The organism is Bradyrhizobium sp. 23, assembly GCF_023073295.1.
Lineage (GTDB): Bacteria > Pseudomonadota > Alphaproteobacteria > Rhizobiales > Xanthobacteraceae > Bradyrhizobium > Bradyrhizobium canariense_D.
The window spans coordinates 1-6710 of record NZ_JADPJF010000109.1 but is presented as its reverse complement, the minus strand read 5'-3'; the positions used below and the strand labels follow the sequence as shown (position 1 = coordinate 6710).

3 protein-coding genes and 2 pseudogenes are annotated in these 6710 nt (G+C 65.0%); 3 read left to right on the top strand and 2 right to left on the bottom strand.

Annotated features, from left to right (window positions below):
* Both cysC and IVB32_RS27665 read left to right on the top strand, forming a co-directional pair.
* Nucleotides 1–1248, top strand: a 1248-nt coding sequence (gene cysC / locus IVB32_RS27670) for an adenylyl-sulfate kinase (RefSeq protein ID WP_247411974.1), incomplete at its 5' end; no start/stop codon positions are given.
* Nucleotides 1249–1542: 294 nt separating this feature from the next.
* The gene (locus IVB32_RS27665) at nucleotides 1543–3708 is read left to right on the top strand and encodes a malate synthase G (protein WP_018454653.1); all 2166 of its coding nucleotides are present in this window, start codon (nucleotides 1543–1545) and stop codon (nucleotides 3706–3708) included.
* A 98-nt stretch (nucleotides 3709–3806) separates the two neighbouring features.
* On the opposite strand, the gene IVB32_RS27660 is transcribed toward IVB32_RS27665, so the two are convergent.
* Nucleotides 3807–3962, bottom strand: a complete 156-nt coding sequence (locus IVB32_RS27660) for a Thivi_2564 family membrane protein (RefSeq protein ID WP_007599832.1) — start codon at nucleotides 3960–3962, stop codon at nucleotides 3807–3809.
* 273 nt (nucleotides 3963–4235) lie between these two features.
* Here IVB32_RS27660 and IVB32_RS27655 point away from each other — a divergent pair.
* A pseudogene (locus tag IVB32_RS27655) lies at nucleotides 4236–6328 on the top strand (methyl-accepting chemotaxis protein).
* A 48-nt stretch (nucleotides 6329–6376) separates the two neighbouring features.
* Here the strand turns inward: IVB32_RS27655 and IVB32_RS27650 are convergent.
* Nucleotides 6377–6628, bottom strand: a pseudogene (locus IVB32_RS27650) (DUF2865 domain-containing protein); the annotation flags it as partial.
* Nucleotides 6629–6710 lie beyond the last annotated feature (82 nt).

The window sequence follows — 6710 nt, the reverse complement described above, 5'->3', positions numbered from 1 at the left end:
CTCGAGCCGGCCCGGCCGCTGGAAGCGCTGGCGCTGCGGCTGCCGGTGCAGGCGATCTACAAATTCGACGATCGCCGCATCGTGGCGGGCCGGATCGAATCCGGCAGCCTGGTTGCCGGCGACGAAATCGTGATCATGCCCGCCGGCAAGATCGCCAGAATCAAGACGGTCGAGAGCTGGCCGGTGACGCCGGTCGCAGGCCGCCAGGGTGCGGGCCGCTCGGTCGGCATCACGCTCGACCGCGAGCTGTTCCTCGAGCGCGGCGACATCATCGCGCATGCCAACAGCGCGCCGCGCGAGACACGACGGCTGCGCGCGCGGATCTTCTGGCTGCACGACAAGCCGCTGGCCAAGGGCGACCAGCTCCTGGTTCGCTGCGGACCGAAGGAAAGCCGTGCCACCGTCGTCGCCATCGAGAAGGCGGTCGATCCCGGTGAGCTGTCGAGCGTCGAGAACAAGGCAATCGGCCGCAACCATGTCGGCGAGATCGACATATCCCTTTCGAATCCGATTGCCACCGATCCCTACACGGAAAATCCGCGCACCGGCCGTCTCGTGATCGAGGTGTCCGGGCGCATCGCCGGCGGCGGTCTCGTGCTGTCGGTCGATGCCGGCCAGCGCGCCTTGCCCGTCGACATCGTGCCGGTGGAATCCGCGCTGCGGCCCGACGAACGCTCCGCGCGCTATCGTCACAACGGCGCCGTGGTCTGGCTCACCGGCCTCCCCGCCTCCGGCAAGTCGACTCTAGCCAAGGCGCTGGAGCGGCGGTTGTTCAGCAATGGCGGCTCACCGATCCTGCTCGACGGCGACACGCTGCGTGCCGGGCTCAACAGCGATCTCGGCTTCTCGGCCGCCGATCGCAGCGAGAACATCCGCCGCCTCGCCGAAGTCGCGACGCATCTCGCCCGTAACGGCCACATCGCCATTGTCGCCGCCGTCTCGCCCGCCCGCGAGGACCGCGCCACCGCGCGCCGCATCGCCGACACGTCGTTCCGCGAGATCTACGTCGCGACGCCGGCGGAAATTTGCGAGGAGCGCGACCCCAAGGGCCACTACAAGAAGGCCCGCGCCGGCACGCTCGCGTCGTTCACCGGTATCGGCACCGACTACGAGCGGCCCGAGGCCGCCGAGCTCGTGATCGACACCTCGACGCGGACGGTCGCCGAGGCGGCGGACGAGATCGAACAGATGCTCAAGACGACCGGCGTGCTGTTCGACGAACTCGTGGACCTCGCCGCGAATATTTGAAGCCGGGCTGCTGCTCCGCTGTCGTCGCCCGGCTTGACCGGGCGACCCAGCATTCCACCGACAGCAGTGATTCAGGCGAGAGGCCGCGGCGTACTGGATTTCCCCGCCTTCGCGGGGAATGACACCGTGCGTGGGCCGCCCACCTCGCCTTGACATTTTGACAACTTTTGGGGGCCTTCTCACGGCCCCGATTTTGGGGCTAATAAGACCCCGAAAGCCGCTCCTTGGAGCGCATTTTGCTGCTGTCGGGTCAAAAGCAGCCAAAAACAGCCATTTCCAACAAGAAAGCCCATCATGAAACGCGTCGACGCCCACGGACTGAAGATCGCTCCCGTCCTGTTCGATTTCATCGCCAAGGAAGCGGCCCCGAAGACGGGGATCGCGCCGGATGCGTTCTGGGCCGGGCTCGCCGCCATCATCAAGGAGCTGGGGCCGAAGAACCGCGCGCTGCTGGCGGTGCGCGACACGTTGCAGGCCAAGATCGACGACTGGCACCGGGCCAACAAGGGCAAGGCGTTCGACCTCAACGCCTATACCGCCTTCCTGAAGGAGATCGGCTATCTCCTCCCGGAGCCGGCGACGCAGAAGGTCGAGACCGCCAATGTGGACGAGGAGATCGGCAAGATCTGCGGCCCGCAGCTCGTCGTGCCGCTGACCAACGCACGCTATGCGCTGAACGCGGCGAATGCGCGCTGGGGCTCGCTCTATGACGCCTTCTACGGCACCGACGCGATCCCGCACGATCCATCCGAGAGCGGCAAGGGCTACAACAAGGCGCGCGGCGACAAGGTGATCGCCAAGGCAAAAGCGTTCCTCGATGCCGCCGTGCCGCTGGCGACCGGCAGTCACACCGACGTCACCGCCTATAGCGTGGTCGCGGGCCAGCTCGCGGTGAAGCTGAAGAGCGGCAACGCCACCGCCCTGAAGAACGCCGCGCAATTCGCAGGCTTCCAGGGCGACGCAGCCGCACCGAGCGCGGTACTGCTCGTCAACAACGGCCTGCACGTCGAGGTAAAAATCGACCGCACCAGCGCGATCGGCAAGGACGATCCGGGCGGCGTCGCGGACATGGTCATGGAGTCCGCCGTCTCCACGATTCTCGACATGGAAGACTCGGTCGCTGCCGTCGATGCCGAGGACAAGGTGCTGGTCTATCGCAACACGCTCGGCCTGATGAACGGCACGCTGTCGGCCGATTTCGAGAAGGGCGGCAAGACGCTGACGCGCTCGCTCAATGCCGACCGCAGCTACAAGATGCCTGACGGCAAAGGCGAAGTGAAATTGCACGGCCGCAGCCTGCTGCTGATGCGCAATTGCGGTCACCACATGTTCACCGACGCGGTGCTGGACGACAAGGGCGAGGAGATTCCGGAAGGCTTGCTCGACGCCGCCGTCTCCGGGCTTCTTGCTGTCCATGATCTGAAAGGCAACTCCAAGGTCAAGAACAGCCGCACCGGCTCGGCCTATATCGTCAAGCCGAAGATGCACGGCCCCGACGAGGTGTCGCTGACCTGCGAGATCTTCGACCGCGTCGAGAAGATGCTGTCGCTGCCCGAGAACACGCTCAAGGTCGGCATCATGGACGAGGAGCGGCGCACCACCGTCAACCTCAAGGCCTGCATCCAGCGCGCCTCCAAGCGCATCATGTTCATCAACACCGGCTTCCTCGACCGCACCGGCGACGAGATCCACACCTCGATGGAGGCGGGTCCGATGATCCGCAAGAACGAGATGAAGGCGCAGCCCTGGATCAAGTCCTATGAGGACTGGAACGTCGATATGGGCCTGACCTGTGGCCTGCCCGGCCATGCCCAGATCGGCAAGGGCATGTGGGCCGCGCCGGACAAGATGGCGGACATGCTGGCGCAGAAGCTCGCCCATCCGCAGGCCGGTGCTATCACCGCCTGGGTGCCCTCGCCGACCGCCGCGACGCTGCACGCGCTGCACTACCACCAGGTCAACGTCACCGCGCGCCAGCAGGAGCTCGCCAAGGGCGGCCCACGGGCAAAGCTCGAAGACATCCTCACCATCCCCGTGTCGAAGTCGAACTGGGCGCCCGACGACGTCAAGCAGGAGATCGACAACAACTGCCAGGGCATTCTGGGCTATGTCGTGCGCTGGATCGACCAGGGCGTCGGCTGCTCGAAGGTGCCTGACATCCACGACGTCGGCCTGATGGAAGACCGTGCCACCTTGCGCATCTCCAGCCAGCACCTCGCCAACTGGCTGCACCAGGGCGTGATCACCGAGGCGCAGGTGATGGAATCGCTCAAGCGCATGGCGGTGGTCGTCGACAAGCAGAATGCGGGCGATCCCATCTACAAGCCGATGGCGCCCGCCTTCGACGGCACAGCCTTCAAGGCGGCCAGCGACCTCATCTTCAAGGGACGCGAGCAGCCGAACGGCTACACCGAATACATCCTCACCGCCCGCCGCCGCGAGGCCAAAGCCCTTGGCTGACAACGCCCTGGCTGACAAGGCGGCCTGCCGACCCGACTAGAACACCAAAAGCCCCGGCTCGCGCCGGGGCTTTTTCGTTGCGCTAGCTAAGCGCCCGGCTAAAACACTGCCAGATATTTCAGCAGCGAGACGATGCCGATGATGATGACGACGACGCGCGCGATCTGCTTGGCGCGGCCGTCCATCGGCAGCATGTTGATGAGGTAAAGTACGAGAATGACGACGAGAAAGGTGACGAGTACGCCGACCAGCATCGCTAGGACCCCCCTTTAGGCAAAATTGCTGACAGTCTCCTAACGCGCAGCTCGTGGCTTGGTTCCATCGACGCAACCCTTTGCAACTTCTAGTAAATACGTACTTCTACGATCAGCCGGCCTGCTGAAAACTTTACCCTTTTCCTTTCAGATGCGGAAACCGTTTGGGCCCTGAGCCGCAAACGGCATGCGATTGCCTTGTCTGACGGGCCCCTTTTTCTGCTGTTGCCGGGGCGCCTTTACGAACTTTGTATTGGGAATTGGGGGACTTCGATGCTGAATCGTCTGACCGTATCCGCGCTGCTGAAGGCGGTGATCGCGATCACGTCGATCTGCGTGGTGATCGCGCTCTCGCTCACCGCCTACGAGTCCTGGGATCGCCTGAAGACCGCCAACCGCATCTCGCAGATCGCCGACACGTCCGCCGATCTGTTCAAGGCGATGCACAATCTGCGCACCGACCGCTCGACCACGGTCCGCCTCCTGAATGCGACCGAGCCGATGGACGGCGAGATCGAGAAATATCTGCGCGCGCTGCGCGATGCCCAAATGCCCGCCATGGCGCGCGCGATCGAGCTGCTGCCGGCCATGGACTTTCCGCAATCAGGCACGCTGGTACCGGAGCTTGCGCGCCTCTACAAGCTGCTGATCGAGGAGCAGAAGCAGTTCTGGGAGGATGTAGCCAAGCCGAAGGACCAACGCCGCGCCGGTCTGCCCAAGGAATATATGGAGACAACGCAGGGCCTGCTCGACACGCTCGACAAGCTCTCGAACACGTTGGCCGCCACGGTCAATCACCTGGACGCCGCGATCGACCAGCTGCTGTCGATCAAGCAGAACGCCTGGCTGCTCCGCAACACCGCAGGCGAAGCATCGCTGATCGTCTCGACCGGGCTGGCCGCCGGCAAGATCACGACGGAGGGCCGCTACGCCTATACCCAACATGTCGGCGGCACGAGCGCGATGTGGAAGGCGCTGGAGCTGTCGACGTCCGGCATGCAGTTGCCGTCGGGGCTCGCCTCCGCGATGGCCTCCGCCAAGACCTCGTATTTCGAGCCGCAATATCTGGCCTTGCGCGACCGTCTCACGGACGCGCTGGTCAAGGGTGAGAAGCCCGAGATGACGGCGAACCAATGGAGCCCGCTCACGGTCGCCCGTATGGCGAGCGCCGTCACAGTGGCAGAAGGTGCGCTCGATGCTGCCAAGATCCACACGCAGGAGCAGCGCGGCGCCGCACAGCGCGCACTGATCGTGCAGCTTACGCTGCTGGCGCTCGCCGTGGGGCTTGCCGTCGGCGCGATCATGCTGGTCAGCCGCCGCGTCATCACTCCGCTCAACACCATCCGGGACGCCATGCTGAAGGTCGCCGGCGGCGACCTTGCCGTCGATAGCGGCTATCTCGACCGCAACGACGAGATCGGCGCGCTTGCCGGCGCGCTGGAGACCTTCAAGCAGCAGGCCAACGACAAGCTCACGATCGAGGCGCAGGAGCGCGAACGCAATGCGGGCGCCTCCGCGCGCCAGCGCGCGGTCGAGACCTATGTCGGCGAGTTCGAGGGCGCGGTGCGCAAAACGCTCGGCGAATTGAGCGAAGCCTCTGGCGAGATGCGCAAGACCTCGGGCGATCTCTCCGCGGTGTCGCGGCAGACCAACGACCGCGTGCAGATCGCCGGCAAGGCCTCCAATGACGCCTCCATGAGCGTCGACAGCGTCGCCGCCGCCGCCGAAGAGCTGAGCGCCTCGATCAACGACATCAGTCAGCAGGCCGCGCATGCCGCGGGCATCGCCAGCCGCGCCGTGACCCAGGCGCGCGAGACCGACGGCACGTGCAGGGACTTCAAAAGTCGGCCGGCCGCATCGGCGAGGTCGTCGGCCTGATCAACACCATTGCGCAGCAGACCAATTTGCTCGCGCTTAACGCCACGATCGAGGCGGCCCGCGCCGGGGAGGCCGGTCGCGGCTTTGCCGTGGTCGCCTCCGAGGTGAAGTCGCTGGCGAGCCAGACGGCGAAGGCGACCGAGGAGATCTCCGAGCAGATCGCCGACATCCAGAAGGTCGCGGCCGACGCCATCAGCGCCATCCAGACCATCGGCGGCATCATCGGCGAAGTGAACGAGGTCGCGACCGCAATCGCCGCCGCCGTGCAGGAGCAGGGAGCGGCCACCCAAGAGATCACCCGCAGCACCCAGTTTGCGGCGCAGGGCACCAAGAACGTCTCGGACAACATCACCGGCGTCAAATCCGATGCAGACGCTGCTGCCGCTGCCGCCGACAACGTGAAACACGCCTCCGAGATGCTGGAGAGCCAGAGCCGCCAGCTCGGCCATGACGTCAGCGACTTCCTCGGCAAGATCCGGGCGGCATAGCCCACACTCTTGGTGTCGTCCTGGCGAATGCCAGGACGACGTTGAGGCCTATTCCTTCGCCACCACCGGCACCTGGCGGAATCTTGCGCGAACCGAGTCGGGCAGCGGCGAGAAATTCATCGCGACGCCGCGGCGGTCGTTGGCATTGCGGCTGGCGACCACCAGGCCGTCCGCGCCCGCGACGATGTCGCCCTTGCGCAAGGTGGGATCGTCGTCGACCTTGACCTGAGCGAGCCCGACCGGATCCTTGCCGTTGCAGGTACAGCCTGCGACAATCTCATTGCGATAGCGGAACGCGTTAGTCGTCCGTTAAGAAGCCGAATTGAGCGGGAGCGGACAGGCAAGCGTATGCGATAGCTGGATCAGGAAGAGGCACAAGAGT